Source organism: Pseudomonas sp. MPB03 (assembly GCF_046605385.1).
Taxonomy (GTDB): domain Bacteria; phylum Pseudomonadota; class Gammaproteobacteria; order Pseudomonadales; family Pseudomonadaceae; genus Aquipseudomonas; species Aquipseudomonas zanjanensis.
The window spans coordinates 1,720,066-1,733,204 of sequence record NZ_CP176770.1; the positions used below are offsets into that span (position 1 = coordinate 1,720,066).

The 13,139-nt window shown below is 60.9% G+C and carries 13 protein-coding genes; 7 read left to right on the top strand and 6 right to left on the bottom strand.

Annotated features, from left to right (window positions below):
• Positions 1 to 95: 95 nt before the first annotated feature.
• Together ACLH0I_RS07570 and ACLH0I_RS07575 are read right to left on the bottom strand one after the other, a co-directional pair.
• Positions 96 to 692 carry a superoxide dismutase gene (locus ACLH0I_RS07570; RefSeq protein ID WP_122566812.1) on the bottom strand — a complete coding sequence of 199 codons (597 nt, stop codon included), beginning with the start codon at positions 690 to 692 and terminating at the stop codon, positions 96 to 98.
• Positions 693 to 868: 176 nt separating this feature from the next.
• Positions 869 to 1,471: a LysE/ArgO family amino acid transporter gene (locus tag ACLH0I_RS07575; RefSeq protein WP_250965673.1), complete on the bottom strand. Its 603-nt coding sequence runs from the start codon at positions 1,469 to 1,471 to the stop codon at positions 869 to 871.
• A gap of 96 nt (positions 1,472 to 1,567) precedes the next feature.
• Here ACLH0I_RS07575 and ACLH0I_RS07580 point away from each other — a divergent pair, with 96 nt between their 5' ends.
• The 4 genes from ACLH0I_RS07580 to ACLH0I_RS07595 all read left to right on the top strand — a co-directional run bounded on the left by ACLH0I_RS07580 (position 1,568) and on the right by ACLH0I_RS07595 (position 5,589).
• Positions 1,568 to 2,461, top strand: a complete 894-nt coding sequence (locus tag ACLH0I_RS07580; RefSeq protein ID WP_411386704.1) for a LysR family transcriptional regulator ArgP — start codon at positions 1,568 to 1,570, stop codon at positions 2,459 to 2,461.
• A 57-nt stretch (positions 2,462 to 2,518) separates the two neighbouring features.
• Entirely contained in the window at positions 2,519 to 3,511 is a 993-nt protein-coding gene (locus tag ACLH0I_RS07585) for an NAD-dependent epimerase/dehydratase family protein (RefSeq protein WP_411386705.1), read from the top strand.
• Between the two features lie 106 nt (positions 3,512 to 3,617).
• Positions 3,618 to 4,499 carry an ATPase gene (locus tag ACLH0I_RS07590; protein ID WP_411386706.1) on the top strand — a complete coding sequence of 294 codons (882 nt, stop codon included), beginning with the start codon at positions 3,618 to 3,620 and terminating at the stop codon, positions 4,497 to 4,499.
• 247 nt (positions 4,500 to 4,746) lie between these two features.
• Positions 4,747 to 5,589, top strand: coding sequence for a cache domain-containing protein (locus tag ACLH0I_RS07595; protein ID WP_411386707.1), 843 nt, complete (start codon positions 4,747 to 4,749; stop codon positions 5,587 to 5,589).
• 1,024 nt (positions 5,590 to 6,613) lie between these two features.
• On the opposite strand, the gene rapA is transcribed toward ACLH0I_RS07595, so the two are convergent.
• A complete protein-coding gene (gene rapA, locus ACLH0I_RS07600; protein WP_411386708.1) occupies positions 6,614 to 9,460 on the bottom strand; it encodes an RNA polymerase-associated protein RapA in 2,847 nt (948 codons plus the stop codon).
• Between the two features lie 229 nt (positions 9,461 to 9,689).
• On the opposite strand from rapA, the gene ACLH0I_RS07605 reads away from it, so the two are divergent.
• The 3 genes from ACLH0I_RS07605 (at position 9,690) to ccoM (ending at position 10,549) form a co-directional block, all read left to right on the top strand.
• Positions 9,690 to 10,031 carry an aspartate-semialdehyde dehydrogenase gene (locus ACLH0I_RS07605; RefSeq protein WP_250966010.1) on the top strand — a complete coding sequence of 114 codons (342 nt, stop codon included), beginning with the start codon at positions 9,690 to 9,692 and terminating at the stop codon, positions 10,029 to 10,031.
• Positions 10,032 to 10,126: 95 nt separating this feature from the next.
• Positions 10,127 to 10,288 (top strand): hypothetical protein, encoded by a 162-nt coding sequence (locus tag ACLH0I_RS07610; protein WP_003198631.1) that lies wholly within the window; start codon positions 10,127 to 10,129, stop codon positions 10,286 to 10,288.
• 144 nt (positions 10,289 to 10,432) lie between these two features.
• Positions 10,433 to 10,549 (top strand): cytochrome c oxidase subunit CcoM, encoded by a 117-nt coding sequence (gene ccoM, locus ACLH0I_RS07615; RefSeq protein ID WP_025212288.1) that lies wholly within the window; start codon positions 10,433 to 10,435, stop codon positions 10,547 to 10,549.
• A 252-nt stretch (positions 10,550 to 10,801) separates the two neighbouring features.
• On the opposite strand, the gene ACLH0I_RS07620 is transcribed toward ccoM, so the two are convergent.
• The 3 genes from ACLH0I_RS07620 to ACLH0I_RS07630 form a co-directional block, all read right to left on the bottom strand.
• Positions 10,802 to 12,277 (bottom strand): inorganic phosphate transporter, encoded by a 1,476-nt coding sequence (locus ACLH0I_RS07620; protein ID WP_186704480.1) that lies wholly within the window; start codon positions 12,275 to 12,277, stop codon positions 10,802 to 10,804.
• Between the two features lie 365 nt (positions 12,278 to 12,642).
• Entirely contained in the window at positions 12,643 to 12,843 is a 201-nt protein-coding gene (locus ACLH0I_RS07625; protein WP_003184509.1) for a hypothetical protein, read from the bottom strand.
• A gap of 96 nt (positions 12,844 to 12,939) precedes the next feature.
• A complete protein-coding gene (locus tag ACLH0I_RS07630; RefSeq protein WP_284739249.1) occupies positions 12,940 to 13,062 on the bottom strand; it encodes a hypothetical protein in 123 nt (40 codons plus the stop codon).
• Positions 13,063 to 13,139 lie beyond the last annotated feature (77 nt).

Consider the following 13,139-nt stretch of genomic DNA (forward strand, 5'->3'; position numbering starts at 1 on the left):
CTTTCCAGACGCGAGGTGTCTTGTCTGCGATCATTTTTCGCCGTGCAAAAAAAAAACCCGGCATGGCGCCGGGTTTCTTTGGTCTGGCATCGAGCTTAGGCAGTGAAGGCTTTACCTTCGAACTGCTCGGCGACGAATTTCCAGTTGACCAGGTTCCAGAACGCTTCGACGTATTTCGGACGAACGTTGCGGTAGTCGATGTAGTAGGCGTGTTCCCACACGTCGCAGGTCAACAGCGGGGTGTCGCCGTTGGTCAGCGGGTTGCCGGCGCCGATGGTGCTGGCCAGGGCCAGGGAACCGTCAGCTTTTTTGACCAGCCAGCCCCAGCCGGAACCGAAGGTGCCGATGGACGTCTTGCTGAACTCTTCCTTGAACTTGTCGAACGAACCGAAGGCTGCATTGATGGCTTCAGCCAGGGCGCCGGTTGGTTGACCGCCGGCGTTTGGCGCCAGGCAGTTCCAGTAGAAGGTGTGGTTCCAGACCTGAGCGGCGTTGTTGAAGATACCGCCCGAGGAAGTCTTGACGATTTCTTCCAGGGTCTTGCCTTCGAACTCGGTGCCAGGCACCAGGTTGTTCAGGTTCACGACGTAGGTGTTGTGGTGCTTGTCGTGGTGGTACTCCAGAGTCTCTTTGGAGATGTGCGGCTGCAGTGCATCGTGTGGATAGGGCAGCGGCGGCAATTCGAAAGCCATGGTGATTCTCCTAATCAGGTCAGGTTGCGGTGAGCGCAAGGCCGATCACGGGCGGCCAGACTAGCGCCGGGGAGTTTGTACTCTTTGCGGCGCAGGAGTCGGATCATAGCACCGGGGGTGCGGCATAACCACGCAACAACTGTGTGGAATAGAGGTTCCAGAGCGGTTTGGAATAATCAGCCGGTGACGATCAATTGCATCGCCACGGTAAACATCATTACCGCTACCAAGAGGTCCAGGAACCGCCAAGTGCTTGGGCGGGCCAACCACGGTGCCAGCCATGCCGCGCCGATGGCCAGGGTGAGGAACCAGAGCAGCGAGGCACTGGCCGCCCCTATCACGTAGGCGCCGGGCACGCTCTGCTGGGCGCCGAGGGAACCGATCAGCAGCACCGTGTCGAGGTAGACGTGGGGGTTGAGCAGCGTCACCGCCAGCGCGCTGAGCAACACCGCCCGCAGCGAGCGTACGGCGTGGTTCTCACTTTGCTTCAGGCTCTGCTTCGAGCAGGCCCGGCGCAAGGCCTGGCTGGCGTACCAGAGCAGGAACGCCGCACCGCCCCAGCGGGCAATCGACAGCAGCAACGGACTCTGGGCCAGCAAGGTCGCCAGGCCGAAAACCCCGGCGGCGACCAACAGGGCATCGCAGGTGATGCACAGCGCCGCTACCGGCAAGTGATGCTCGCGGCGTAGGCTCTGGGCCAGTACGAACGCATTCTGGGCGCCGATGGCCATGATCAGCCCGAGGGCCACCACGAGCCCGTTCACATAGCTTTGCCACATTTTTTTATCCCCCGGTCAGTTGCTGTCGCTGGTCATTTTCCCGGGAAGGGCTGTATAAGAAAAACCAATATTGCTGATTGCCCATTAGGATTACTGATGTTCGACTACAAATTGCTCTCTGCCCTGGCCGCCGTGGTCGAGCAGGCCGGTTTCGAGCGCGCAGCCCAGGTGCTGGGTTTGTCGCAGTCGGCCATTTCCCAACGAATCAAGTTGCTGGAGGCGCGTGCCGGCCAGCCCGTCCTGGTGCGGGCCACGCCGCCGGTGCCGACGGAAATCGGCCGCCGGCTGCTCAACCACGTGCAACAGGTGCGGCTGCTCGAGCGTGACCTGCAAAGCCTGGTGCCGGCGCTGGATGAAGAGGGCCTGCCGGAGCGTCTGCGCATCGCCTTGAACGCCGACAGTTTGGCGACCTGGTGGGCCGCTGCCGTGGGCGATTTCTGCGCCGACCAACACCTGTTGCTCGACTTGGTGGTGGAGGACCAGACCGTTGGCCTCAAGCGCATGCGCGCCGGTGAAGTGGCGGCCTGTGTCTGCGCCAGCGAACGCCCGGTGGCGGGCGCCCGCAGTGTCTTGCTGGGGGCGATGCGTTACCGGGCGTTGGCCAGCCCGGCCTTCATCGCCCGGCATTTTCCCGGCGGCGTGCGAGCCGATCAACTGGCCCGTACGCCAGCCTTGGTGTTTGGTCCGGATGATTTCCTGCAACACCGCTACCTCGCGTCCGTGGGCGTGGAGGGCGGTTTCGAGCATCATCTGTGCCCCTCGTCCGAAGGTTTCATCCGTCTCGCTGAAGCGGGACTGGGCTGGGGGCTGGTGCCGGAGCTGCAAGTGCGCGAACAGCTGGAACGAGGCGTGCTGGTGGAATTGTTGGCAGATAAACCGATCGATGTGCCGCTGTACTGGCATCATTGGCGCAATGGTGGACAGTTGCTCGGCTTATTGACCGAGCGACTGATCGCAGCGGCAAGCAGCACGCTGCAAGCAGTCGGTTAAAAGCCCTTGGCTTGAAGCTTGAGGCTTGTAGCTCGAATCTGATTTTTAGGAGCATGCATGAAGATTTTGGTCACCGGCGCGAGCGGCTTCATTGGCGGGCGCTTTGCGCGTTTCGCCCTGGAGCAGGGCCTGGATGTGCGGGTCACCGGTCGCCGGGCCGAGAGTGTGGAGCACCTGGTGCGGCGCGGTGCGCAATTCGTCCAAGGGGACTTGAGCGACCCGCTGCTGGCCCGCGACCTGTGCCTGGATGTCGAGGCCGTGGTGCATTGCGCCGGTTCCGTTGGGCTGTGGGGGCGCTACCAGGATTTCCACCAGGGCAACGTTCAGGTCACGGAAAATGTCGTCGAGGCCTGCCTCAAGCAGAAGGTGCGTCGCCTGGTTCATCTGTCCTCGCCGTCCATTTACTTTGATGGCCGTGACCACCTCGGGTTGACCGAAGAACAGGTGCCCAAGCGCTTCAAGCATCCTTATGCCGCCACCAAGTACCTGGCCGAGCAGAAAGTCTTCGGCGCCCGGGAGTTCGGCCTAGAAGTGCTGGCCCTGCGCCCGCGCTTCGTGACGGGTGCCGGTGATATGAGTATTTTTCCGCGCCTGTTGAAAATGCAGCGCAAGGGGCGCCTGGCCATTGTCGGCAACGGCTTGAACAAGGTGGATTTCACCAGCGTGCAGAACCTCAACGAAGCGTTGCTCAGCAGCCTGCTGGCCAGCGATTCCGCCTTGGGCAAGGCCTACAACATCAGCAACGGTGCACCGGTCCCATTGTGGGATGTGGTCAATTATGTGATGCGCCAGATGGAAGTCCCACAGGTCCGACGTTATCGTTCCTACGGCTTGGCTTACAGCGTCGCGGCCCTGAATGAAGGGGTCTGCAAGCTCTGGCCAGGCCGCCCCGAACCGACGCTGTCGCGCCTGGGCATGCAGGTCATGAACAAGAATTTCACCCTGGACATCAGCCGGGCCCGGCATTCTCTCGATTACGATCCGCAGGTCAGCCTCTGGACCGCCCTGGATGAATTTTGCGCCTGGTGGACGGTCCAAAACGCCCGCTGATCGGCCCGCCATGAACCGAGTGCCCGGTTCGGGGTCAATCGGTGCGGCGGGCGACGGGGTTATACTCGCCGCATCAAGCCATTACCGGTTTCCCAAAGGTCGAACCATGCCCATGCGTAACGATGCCAACGACGACTTCGATGATGTACCGAGCCTGCGGATGCGGGCCGACATTCCCGATGACGATGATTTCCTGCCCAACCGCCAGCCGCCCCACGTACAAGCGCGCCCGGCGCCGGCTGCCGCGGCGAAGGTCAAGGTCAAGGGGCCCAGCACCGGGCCGCTGTGGGCATTGGTCGGCGCGCTGTTGTGTGCGTTCGGTTTCCTGGCCTGGTGGAGCTTCCAGCAGATTTCCCTGATGGAGCAGCAGTTGGTGGCGACTCAGGAAAGCTTCGCCCGGATCAGTGAAGATGCGGCGGGGCGCTTGCAGGACATTTCCGGCAAGGTGGTCGCCGGGCAGTCCAATGTCATGAGTGACAGTGAAGCCTTGAAATTGCAGATCAAACAGTTGGACAACAAGCTGCAGGAGCAGGCCCGGCAATTCGACGGCAAGCTGCAGGAGCAGTACCGGCAGCAACAAGCCACGTTCGGTCCGTCCGCCGACCTGGACAAGGAACTGGCCCAGCTCATTGCCCAGGCTTCTGACCAGCAGAACACCAACACTCAACTGCAAGCTTCCAACAAGGAGCTCCAAGCCCAGGTCAAGGCGCTGGCCGCTGAAGTGACCGCCTTGAAGAATCAAGGCGAGGGTGGTGCCCTGGATGCCCAGCTCAAGAGCATCGGTGCCGACATTACCGCCCTGAAAAGAGCGACCTCCAACTCTGCCATCGAGCGCCTGGAGCAGGACGTGATCGTGCTCAAGAGCCAGCAGGATAACAGCAACACCGCCGAGTTCGACGCCTTCCGCGGGCAGGTCACCCGCAACATCAATACCTTGCAAGCGCAGATCCAGCATTTGCAGCAGCAACTCAGCGCTCGGGCTCAATAGTCGGGGGGCGTTTGTTCGCGATAGTGGAGTATCCCGGCGCATCCTTCTGAATGTGCCGCCGCCATCGCGAGCAAGCTCGCTCCCACAGTAAACGCGGTCCAGTGTGGGAGCGAGCTTGCTCGCGATAGCGCCATGTCAGTCGATATCAATCCCACTGACTCGACTCCCCAGCAATCCCCTGAATACTCCAACATTAACCCACGCCGTCTACGCTCTTGAAACACCAACAAGAACGAGGGGCGCACGCATGGGTTTTTTTCACAGGATGGCCTGGCTGGGCGCAATGCTCATGCTGGGGATGGCCCAGGCCCAGGCGGCCACTGCGGACGATGGCCACGCGGCCCGGGCGCTGCTGGAGAAGGCCTTGGCCTATTACCATGACAACGGTGACAAGGCTTTCGCCGCCTTCAGCCGCCAAGGGGAATTTGTCGACAAGGATCGTTATGTGTTCGTGGTCGATACCCAGGGTGTGATGCTTGCCAGCGGCGGACCTTCCTCGGCGTTGATCGGGCGGGACGTGTCCGAAGTGCTGGGGCCGGATTTGCGCAAAGCCTTCAAGGACGCCTTGAAAACTCCCGAGGCCAGCGGCATTCAGCAAGCCGAGTACCGTTGGCAGAATTGGGCAGACGGCAAGGTCGAGCGCAAGCATGTGTATTTCCAGCGTGTTGGTGAGCGAATCCTGGCCGTCGGTTATTACTTGCCGCGTGCTTCAGCCGAACAGGCCCGGGCACTGCTGGACAAGGCCTCGAGTGACCTGCTGAAAAACGAGAAAGCCACGCTGACGGCAGTCAACGCTCTGAAGGGCGGGTATCTGCAGGATGATTTGTATGTCTTTGTCGTCGACCTCGATACCCGGCGCTATGTTGGCCATGGCACCAACCTGCGTTTGATCAATACCGACTTTGCCAAGGTCAAGGACCCGGATGGCAAACCGGTGGGGGAGCCGATCCTGGCCATGATCGGCAAGCAGGATGTGGGGGAGTATGAGTATCGTTGGAAGAATCCGGTGACCGGGAAGATTGAGGACAAGCACGCGTATCTGAAGAAGGTTGGGCATTTTCTGGTGGCGGTGGGGTATTACAGTCCTTGAGGCTTGGGGGCTGGGGCTGGGGCTGGGGCTGGGTTTTGGGTTTTGGGTGTATATCCGTTTCTTAGGTAACGGCCACTGGCGGTTCCGCCCTTACGGCGGGTCACTTTTGGAAGAGCGCCAAAAGTAACCAAAAGCGCTTTGCCCCACCACTCGGTGCCTCGCTTAGGCTCGGCATGCCCTCACTCCGGCATTGCTCCGTGGGCCGCCGCGAAGGGCCATCCATGGCCCAGCGCGGCTATCCCGGCATCCATGCCGGGATGCCCACTGCGCAATGCCTGCGTTCGGCCATCGTGGTTAACGGGGCGCTCAGATCAAGATCAAGATCCAAAGCAAGAGCAAGAGCAAGAGCAAGAGCAAGAGCAAGAGCAAGAGCAAGAGCAAGAGCAAGAGCAAAAGCAAGAGCAAAAGCAAGAGCAAAAGCGGGGCACATGCCTGCATTTATTTGGCTGAGCCACCGCTATCGCGAGCAAGCTCGCTCCCACAATGGGCCGCAGTGAACACAAAACTCATGAACACCCAAGATCCCCTGTGGGAGCTTGCTCGCGAAGAGGCGGCACATCTAACATCACCGCAAACTGACACACCGCTATCGCGAGCAAGCTCGCTCCCACAATGGGTCTGCAGTGAACACAAGACTCATGAACACCCAAGATCCCCTGTGGGAGCGAGCTTGCTCGCGAAGAGGCCGGCGCACCAACATCACCGTCAACTGACACACCGCTTTCGCGAGCAAGCCCGCTCCCACAATGGGCCGCAGTGAACACAAAACTCATGAGCACCCAAGATCCCCTGTGGGAGCGAGCCTGCTCGCGAAGAGGCCGGCCCATCCAACATCACCGCAAACTGACCCACCGCCTTCGCGAGCAGGCTCGCTCCCACATTAGGGGAAACGCGATCACCCTGAGCCAGGTCGGCTATCAGGCCGCCTCGCGGCGGCGCTGTAAAAGCGGAACCGCCAGCGGCCGTTACCGAAAAAACGGATATACACCCGATAAAAGCACCACAGCCGGGATCCCAGCCAAACTCAGCCCGCCACCAACACCCGAATCGCCTCCAAACGCAGCGCTGCCTTCTCAAGCATCGCCAAGCCTTGCTCCCGCTGTTGGCGCAGGGCCACCAGTTCGCTGTCGCGCACGGTCGGGTTGACCGCTTGCAGGGCGGTCAGGCGTGCCAGTTCCTCGTCGGTATCGGCCGCCAGGCGGCGCTGGGCCTCGGCCACACGCTCGGCGTGACGCGGGGCGATCTTCTCTTCGCCGGCATTGATACGAGGCGTGAGCTGGTCTCGCTGGGCCTGGATGAACTTGTTGGCGCTGGCGCGCGGCACGCTTTCGAGCTGGTCGTTCAGGGTTTCGAACGAGACCCGGGCGGCCAGGTCGTTGCCGTTGGCGTCCAACAGGCAGCGCAGGGCGGCCGGCGGCAGGTAGCGGCCCAGTTGCAGCGAGCGCGGCGCAACCACCTCACTGACGTAGAGCAGCTCCAGCAACACAGTGCCGGGCTTGAGCGCCTTGTTCTTGATCAGCGCCACGGCGGTGTTGCCCATGGAGCCGGACAGCACCAGGTCCATACCACCTTGCACCATCGGGTGCTCCCAGGTGATGAACTGCATGTCTTCGCGCGACAGCGCCTGGTTGCGGTCATAGGTGATGGTCACGCCCTCGTCGTCGCCCAGCGGGAAGCTGGCGTCGAGCATTTTTTCGCTCGGCTTGAGGATCAGTGCGTTTTCCGAATGGTCTTCGCTGTCGATACCAAAGGCGTCGAACAGGGTTTCCATGTAGATCGGCAAGGCAAACTGGTCATCCTGCTCGAGAATGGCTTCCACCAGCGCATCGCCTTCACCGGCGCCGCCGGAGTTGAGCTCCAGCAAACGGTCGCGACCGGTGTGCAGCTCGGCCTCCAGGCGCTCGCGTTCGGTACGGGCCTCGTCGATCAGAGCCTGCCACTGGCCATCATCGGCTTCCTCCAGCAAGGGCAGCAGGCGCGGGCCGAACTGGTGTTGCAAGGCGTTGCCGGTCGGGCAGGTGTTGAGGAAGGCATTCAGGGCTTCGTGATACCACTGGAACAGCCGCGCCTGGGGGCTGGTTTCCAGGTAGGGCGCATGCAGCTCGATGGTGTGCTTCTGGCCGATCCGGTCCAGACGACCGATACGTTGTTCCAGCAGGTCCGGGTGCGCCGGCAGGTCGAACAGCACCAAATGATGGGCAAACTGGAAGTTACGCCCCTCACTGCCGATTTCCGAACAGATCAGTACCTGGGCACCAAACTCTTCGTCGGCGAAATAGGCCGCCGCGCGGTCGCGCTCCAGGATATTCATGCCTTCGTGGAACACCGTGGCCGGGATGCCGGAGCGCACGCGCAGGGCGTCCTCCAGGTCCATGGCGGTTTCGGCGTGGGCACAGATCACCAGCACTTTGGTGCGCTTGAGCATCTTCAGGGTGTCGATCAGCCACTCGACCCGCGGGTCGAAACGCCACCAGCGTTCTTCTTCGCTGGCGTCCGGCTGGGCCTGGAAGCTGACTTCCGGGTACAGCTCGGGGTGATCGCCCAAGGGCAGTTCGAGGTACTCGGCCGGGCACGGCAGCGGGTAGGCGTGCAGCTTGCGCTCGGGGAAGCCCTGTACGGCGGCGCGGGTGTTGCGGAACAGCACGCGACCGGTACCGTGGCGATCCAGCAGTTCACGCACCAGGCGAGCACTGGCTTCGACATCGCCATCATTGACGGCGGTCAGCAATGCTTCGCCTTCGTTCCCCAGGAAACCCTGGATGGTCTTGTGGGCTTCGGGCGAGAGGCGGCCTTTGTCCAGCAGCTCCTGCACGGCTTCGGCCACCGGACGATAGTTTTCGCTCTCGGCGCGGAAGGCCTTGAGGTCATGGAAACGGTTCGGGTCCAGCAGGCGCAGGCGGGCGAAATGGCTGTCCTGACCCAGTTGTTCCGGGGTCGCGGTCAGCAGCAGCACGCCCGGGATGGTTTCGGCAAGCTGCTCGACCAGGGCGTACTGCGGGCTAACCTGGTCTTCGTGCCACACCAGGTGATGGGCTTCGTCGACCACCAGCAGGTCCCAGCCGGCGGCGAACAGCGCGTCCTGGGCCTTTTCGTCGTCCACCAGCCACTCCAGCGCCACCAGGGCCAATTGGGTGTCTTCGAACGGGTTGCTGGCATCGCTTTCGATGAAGCGCTCTTCGTCGAACAGCGCGACCTGGAGGTTGAAGCGCCGACGCATTTCCACCAGCCACTGGTGCTGCAGGTTTTCCGGCACCAGGATCAGGACGCGGTTGGCACGGCCGGACAGCAACTGGCGATGGATGACCAGGCCGGCTTCGATGGTCTTGCCCAGGCCCACTTCGTCGGCCAGCAATACCCGCGGCGCAATGCGGTCGGCCACTTCACGGGCAATATGCAGTTGGTGGGCGATTGGCTGGGCACGTACGCCGCCCAGGCCCCACAGGGAAGATTGTAGCTGGCGGCTGGTGTGTTCCAAGGTGTGATAGCGCAGGGAGAACCAGGCCAGCGGGTCGATCTGGCCGGCGAACAGACGGTCGCTGGCCAGGCGGAACTGGATAAAATTCGACAATTGGGTCTCGGGCAGGGTGACCACTTCGTTCTGCTCGTTGAGACCGTGGTAGACCAGCAGCCCATCGACGTCATCGACTTCGCGCACGGTCATTTTCCAGCTTTCGAAGTGAGTGATCACATCGCCCGGCGAAAACCGTACACGGGTAAGTGGCGCATTCCGTAGCGCGTACTGGCGAGTGTCGCCAGTGGCCGGATAGAGCACGGTCAGCAAGCGGCCGTCCTGTGCCAGAACGGTGCCTAAACCCAGCTCGGCTTCGCTGTCACTGATCCAGCGTTGCCCCGGTTGATACTGCTGCGCCATGCTGCCTGACTCCCGCCTTGAAAAAGCCGGTTATCTTAACGGAAGGATCCTTCATACCAAAGGATTTACGTACGCTGATTCGTCGCGATGCTACGGAACTTATGCTTGCCCGGCGATCAAACAAGCTCGGCCCTGGTCATCGCCGCAATTGCCAACTGGGTCACAAGTTTCGGACCGGCGGTTCAAGCTGCCACTTTAGCCGCCGACAACCTGAAGACAGGAGAACCTTATGTTGCCACCCATACTCCCTTTGAGCGTTGTACCCATCACCGCTCAACAGGATCCGGTTCGCCAGCGACCGGACATACCGCCCGTGGTCCCGGTGCAGCAAAGCTCCAACGAAAGCACCATCGACCTGCAAAACCGCGACCCGGAAGAGACCGCGCTGCTGTTGCGCGAGGAGCAGCAGCGCCAGCAGGAGCGCGAGCGCCGCCGCCGCGAGGCCGATGAAGACCCTGAAGAGCACCTGGCCGTACCGGGTACCGAACTCAACGCCGACAATACCGTACCGGTGGTGCCGCTGATCGACGAAGAGCCGCGCCAAGGCCTGTGGGTCGATATCCAGATCTGATCCCGGGTGTCTGGCTGCATTCACAGGCTGGTCAACGCCGCCAACAGCCCGCATCATGGGCGCATCCGCAATTCACTGCACGATGCCCACACGCCATGAGCCAAGACGACAAGCTGATCGACCTCAGTGCCGAGCGCGCCAAGCGCGTTCACGACCTCAACGAAAAACGCCTCAATGAAGTCCGCCAGGCGTTCGAGCAGGCCATGCCGTTGGGCAAGCCCAAGAAAAAGTCGAAGAACAAGCCGAAAAAGCGCTGAACCCCCTCGATCCATTGATGCAGATCAGTTATTTCCCCACCTTTGCGCCCCGTCGAGGGCGTTATTGACCCCGGTCAATTTTCATCCAGGCCTGATTGGTTACCTTGAACCCATCGCAACAGGGGCAAGACCAGGAGGCCAGTCATGTTTTTCGATAATGTGGTGTTTGCCGGGGTGTTGACGGTCGGCCTCATGTTCGTGTTTTTCGCAGGTTTTGGATTATTCATCTGGAAAGACGCACACAAGCGGAAAAAACCGTAGGTCTTTCTGGCTACAACGAGCACGCAAGGCATTTTGGGCGACTTCGGTCGCCCTTTTTTTTGGCAAATTTTCCCGGTTCCACACGAAGCCATTGTGGGAGCGAGCTTGCTCGCGATAGCGGTATGCCTGTAACTACAGATGTCGACTGACCCACCGCCATCGCGAGCAAGCTCGCTCCCACAGGTGTCTGGTGTCCGGGCATAAAAAAGGTGCGACCCGCAAGGGTTGCACCTTTTTTGTGAGCCGCTGGAATCAGCTGCCGATGGCCTTGGACGCCAGCCAGAACAGCGCCGCCGACAGTGCCACCGTCGCTGGCAGGGTCAGTACCCAGGCCAGCAGGATGGTGCGTACGGTGCCGCCTTGCAGGCCGCTCTTGTTAGCGACCATGGTGCCCGCCACGCCGGAAGACAGCACGTGAGTAGTAGAAACCGGCAGGCTGAAGATATTCGCCGCGCCGATCATGCACGCGGTGGTGATCTGCGCCGACATACCTTGCGCATAGGTCATGCCTTGTTTGCCGATCTTCTCGCCGATGGTCAGCACCACACGCTTCCAGCCGACCATGGTGCCCAGGCCCAGTGCCAGCGCGACTGCCAGGATCACCCAGAACGGGGCGTACTCGGTGGTGGCGGTCAGGTCCTTGCGCAGCTTGTTCAAGTCATCTTTTTCGCGAGCTGCTAAGCCTGGCAACTTGCCTACCTTCTTCGCCGTGTCGTCCAGGCAGAGCAGGTAGCGACGAACCTCGATGCGTCGTTCCGACGGCAGCGAATGGTAGTCCGCCACGCCTTTGAGCGTGTCGAGCAGGGCATTGATGGTCGGCTCGGTCTGCTGCGGGTTGCAGCGGAATTTCTCGGGCAGATCGCCGTTCACGCTTTTGCCCAGCGCCAGGTATTCACCCAGGGACTCGTGGTTGCGTTGGTAGAACTGGCTCAGGTGCAAGGTTGCGTCACGGGTCCGCTCGATCTGGTAGGTGGTGCTGCCCAGATCCAGTACGAACTGCGCCGGCACGATACCGATCAGCACCAGCATGATCAGGCCGATACCTTTCTGGCCATCGTTGGAACCGTGGACAAAGCTGACGGCCATGGCCGAGATCACCAGTACCAGGCGGTTCCAGAACGGCGGGTGTTTCTTGTCGTCGATCTGGCGGCGCTGTTCCGGCGTCTTGTGCATCTTCGACAGCGGACGCCACCATTTCAGGCCGATCAGCACCAGGGCGGCGATCAGGAACCCGGCCATGGGCGAGAACACCAGGGAAGCGCCGATATCGATCGCCTTCTGCCAGTTCACCCCGTCGGCCAACGGGATATCGTTGATCAGCGCGTTGGCCAGACCCACGCCGAGGATCGAACCGATCAATGTGTGGGAACTGGATGCCGGGATACCGAAGTACCAGGTGCCCAGGTTCCAGGTGATGGCCGCTGCGAGCAGCGAAAACACCATGGCCAGCCCGTGTCCGGTGTTCACATTGATCAGCAGCTCCACGGGCAACAGGTGAACGATGGCGTACGCCACCCCCACGCCGCCCAGCAACACACCGAGAAAGTTGAACACACCGGAAAAGAACACCGCCAGGTGAGGCGGCATGGCTTTGGTGTAGATAACAGTGGCAACCGCGTTAGCGGTGTCATGAAAGCCGTTGATGAACTCGAAGGCGAGGACAAAAGCCAGGGCGAGCAAGAGGCTCACAAGCACCCAAGCATCCAGTCCGCTGAATAAATCGATCATGAAGGTTTTCTGACCCGGTCATAAGGGGGCGCGATTATGCCAGAAAACCTCGGTAATCGATGCACTGCCTGCTCATCGGTAACATTCTTCAACGAAAATAATTGTAGGACAGCCCCAAGCGCCAGGTTTGCCGCGGGTTGCGTAACCCTTTGAATCAGGGGCGCAAAGCACACTTGGCCAGGATCACGGCAAGCTGAATGATGCCGTGAGCGGTTGTATGAAATTTCTGAAAAGGAGGTCGGCCATGACCCTTCCCGACCGTCGGGCAGGAGCGGATGGCGGCCCGCTCATGGCGGGCGTGCGCTACGGATTCCAGCCTGGGTGGCGGCCGGAAACCTCTTCACAGGAACCTCGGGCGCTGAGCGTCACTGCTCTTCGGCTTTGAGTTCCTTTTCCATTTTCTGGAGTTCTTGGGTGAAGGCCTGGTCCTGAACGGTGGCGCGCTTACGCCAGGGTTTGCGTTCCGGTTCAGGTTGCGCGGCGTAGGTGGTGACTTCCCCGCCGTAAACTTCCTTGTAACGTTGTTCCTGGCGCTCAAGTTCCGCGCGCAGTTCGTCTTTCGTCACAGTTTTACCTAAATTAATTGAAGTTGAATCTGGTGATACGCACTGCATGTGGACATGCAGACGGCCACGGCACCAGAGCTGACAGCTGACGTAGCATCAGGGCTTCGCGTTGTTGCCAAACAGGGGAAGCGACCATAACGGCGCTTCGGGCACCAGGGTAATGACCACGGCGCCTGCGTACGGGAACGGTCGATTGGCCGTACCGTCACTGTTTTGCATTATAGCGGCCCAGCCGAATAACACTATCGGGAAAATTAAAAGGTGCTGTTGTTGTGTGAACTCATGTTTGTATGTGC

What these genes read in the sequence shown, in the direction of transcription:
- ACLH0I_RS07580 (WP_411386704.1), top strand. Translation starts at nt 1,568, where the DNA reads ATGTTCGACTACAAATTGCTCTCTGCCCTGGCCGCCGTGGTCGAGCAG.
- ACLH0I_RS07610 (WP_003198631.1), top strand. Translation starts at nt 10,127, where the DNA reads ATGAGCCAAGACGACAAGCTGATCGACCTCAGTGCCGAGCGCGCCAAG.
- ACLH0I_RS07630 (WP_284739249.1), bottom strand. Translation starts at nt 13,062, where the DNA reads ATGCAAAACAGTGACGGTACGGCCAATCGACCGTTCCCGTACGCAGGC.
- ACLH0I_RS07570 (WP_122566812.1), bottom strand. Translation starts at nt 692, where the DNA reads ATGGCTTTCGAATTGCCGCCGCTGCCCTATCCACACGATGCACTGCAG.
- ACLH0I_RS07590 (WP_411386706.1), top strand. Translation starts at nt 3,618, where the DNA reads ATGCCCATGCGTAACGATGCCAACGACGACTTCGATGATGTACCGAGC.
- rapA (WP_411386708.1), bottom strand. Translation starts at nt 9,460, where the DNA reads ATGGCGCAGCAGTATCAACCGGGGCAACGCTGGATCAGTGACAGCGAA.
- ACLH0I_RS07605 (WP_250966010.1), top strand. Translation starts at nt 9,690, where the DNA reads ATGTTGCCACCCATACTCCCTTTGAGCGTTGTACCCATCACCGCTCAA.
- ACLH0I_RS07595 (WP_411386707.1), top strand. Translation starts at nt 4,747, where the DNA reads ATGGGTTTTTTTCACAGGATGGCCTGGCTGGGCGCAATGCTCATGCTG.
- ACLH0I_RS07575 (WP_250965673.1), bottom strand. Translation starts at nt 1,471, where the DNA reads ATGTGGCAAAGCTATGTGAACGGGCTCGTGGTGGCCCTCGGGCTGATC.
- ACLH0I_RS07620 (WP_186704480.1), bottom strand. Translation starts at nt 12,277, where the DNA reads ATGATCGATTTATTCAGCGGACTGGATGCTTGGGTGCTTGTGAGCCTC.
- ccoM (WP_025212288.1), top strand. Translation starts at nt 10,433, where the DNA reads ATGTTTTTCGATAATGTGGTGTTTGCCGGGGTGTTGACGGTCGGCCTC.
- ACLH0I_RS07585 (WP_411386705.1), top strand. Translation starts at nt 2,519, where the DNA reads ATGAAGATTTTGGTCACCGGCGCGAGCGGCTTCATTGGCGGGCGCTTT.